We start from the raw sequence: 2,567 nt of genomic DNA, 5'->3' as shown, positions 1-2,567 counted from the left end.
TTACACATAAAAGAAGATTATCAGCACTAGGACCTGGAGGTTTATCTAGAGAAAGAGCTGGTTTTGAGGTTCGTGATGTTCACTATACACATTACGGTCGTTTATGTCCAATTGAAACTCCTGAGGGACCAAATATTGGTTTAATTTCATCTTTAGCGGTTTTTGCAAAAGTGAATAATTTAGGATTTATTGAAACACCTTATAGAAAAGTTACTGAAGGTAATGTAAATATTACTGATGAACCTAAATACTTAAGTGCTGAAGAAGAAGAAGGAATGAAATTTGCTCAATCAAATCTTCCTTTAGATGAAGTTGGTAAATTTGTTGCAGATAAAATAATTGTTAGAGAAGAGGCAGATTATCCTGTAGTTGAACCAACAAAGGTTAACTATATGGACGTTGCTCCAAATCAAATTGCATCAATTTCTGCATCATTAATTCCATTCTTAGAGCATGATGATGCCAACCGTGCATTAATGGGGTCAAATATGATGCGTCAAGCAGTTCCTTTAATGAAACCAGAATCTCCAATTGTAGGTACTGGTTTAGAAAGAAGAGTAGCAAAAGATTCAAGAATTTTAATGAATGCTGAAGGAGCAGGTGTTGTTGAATATGTTGATGCTGATATCATTAATATTAAATATGATAAAACTGATGAAGAACGTATGGTTAGCTTCGAGAGCGATAGCAAAACATATAACTTAATTAAGTTTAGAAAAACAAACCAAGGAACTTCAATAAACTTAAAACCTATTGTTCAAAAAGGTGATAGAGTTGAAGAAGGGCAAGTTCTATGTGAAGGTTATGCTACACAAAAAGGTGAATTAGCACTTGGTAGAAATATGAAAGTAGCCTTTATGCCTTGGAAAGGGTATAATTTTGAGGATGCAATTGTAATTTCTGAAAAAGTTGTAAAAGAAGACATCTTTACTTCTATCCATATTGATGAATATTCAATGGATGTTAGAGACACTAAATTAGGTGCTGAAGAATTAACAAACGATATTCCAAATGTTTCAGAAGAAGCTACGAAAGATTTAGATGAAAATGGAATGATTCGTATTGGTGCTGAAGTAAAACCTGGTGATATATTAATTGGTAAAATTACTCCAAAAGGAGAGTCAGATCCAACTCCTGAAGAAAAATTACTGAGAGCTATTTTTGGTGATAAAGCAGGAGATGTAAAAGATGCTTCTTTAAAAGCTTCACCATCTTTACGAGGTGTTGTTATAAATAAAAAGTTATTTGAACGTGCTGTTAAAGATAAATCTAAAAGAGCACAAGATAAAGTAAGTATTGCTAATTTAGAAAGTAAGTATACTGCTAAATTTGAAGATTTACGTTCAGTTTTAACAGAAAAATTATTTACACTTATTAGTGGTAAAACTTCACAAGGAGTATTGAACGATTTAGGTGAGGAAATACTTCAAAAAGGTAAAAAGTTTACGCTAAAAATGTTAAACTCTGTGCCAGATTTTGCTTATTTAACAAAAGGTACTTGGACAACAGATAGTCATACAAATAGTTTAGTAGTTGAATTAATTCACAACTACAAAATTAAAGTAAATGATTTACAAGGAAGTTTACGTCGTAGAAAATTTACAGTTTCAGTTGGTGATGAATTGCCTGCAGGGATTTTAAAATTAGCAAAAGTTTACATTGCTAAAAAACGTAAATTAAAAGTAGGTGATAAAATGGCGGGACGTCATGGTAACAAAGGTATTGTAGCACGTATTGTTCGTCAAGAAGATATGCCTTTCTTAGAAGATGGAACTCCGGTTGATATCGTATTAAATCCACTAGGTGTACCATCACGTATGAATATTGGACAGATTTATGAAACTGTACTTGGATGGGCTGGTCAAAAAAATGACACAAAATATGCTACACCAATTTTTGATGGTGCTACCATTGATCAGATTAATAAAATAACTGATGATGCTGGTGTACCACAATTCGGTCATACATATTTATATGATGGTGGAACTGGACAACGTTTTGATCAAAAAGCAACAGTTGGTGTTATTTATATGATTAAGTTAGGTCATATGATTGATGACAAAATGCACGCACGTTCTATTGGTCCTTATTCTCTTATTACTCAGCAACCACTTGGTGGTAAAGCTCAGTTTGGAGGTCAGCGTTTTGGAGAAATGGAAGTTTGGGCACTTGAAGCATATGGAGCAGCAAGTACTTTACGTGAAATCTTAACTGTAAAATCTGATGATGTTTTAGGTAGAGCTAAAACATACGAGGCTATTGTTAAAGGAGATCCAATGCCAGAACCAGGATTACCGGAATCGTTTAACGTATTAATGCACGAGCTTAAAGGCCTTGGGTTAGACGTTAGATTAGAGGAGTAACAACTTAAAAAATAGTTAGGAGAGTAAAACCTCCTAACTACTTATATTTTTACATATTTAAAATTCGAATCCATCATTAGTATTATGGCAAGAAAAAACGAGAAATACACTGTAAAAAAGTTTAATAAAATTTCAATTGGTTTATCATCTCCAGAAGCAATTCTTGAGAAATCAAAAGGAGAAGTATTAAAACCAGAAACCATT

The 2,567-nt window shown here is 33.0% G+C and carries 1 protein-coding gene; it reads left to right on the top strand.

Annotation, left to right across the window (positions count from 1 at the left end; all coding sequences use genetic code 11):
- Nucleotides 1-2,363: DNA-directed RNA polymerase subunit beta (gene rpoB, locus GQ540_RS09850; protein WP_291800536.1), on the top strand; the 2,363-nt coding region annotated here is incomplete at its 5' end.
- Nucleotides 2,364-2,567 lie beyond the last annotated feature (204 nt).

Origin of the sequence: Lutibacter sp. (genome assembly GCF_013139515.1) — a bacterium.
Lineage (GTDB): Bacteria > Bacteroidota > Bacteroidia > Flavobacteriales > Flavobacteriaceae > Lutibacter.
The sequence above is the reverse complement of the archived record's forward strand: the minus strand, read 5'-3'. Positions and strand labels throughout refer to the sequence as shown.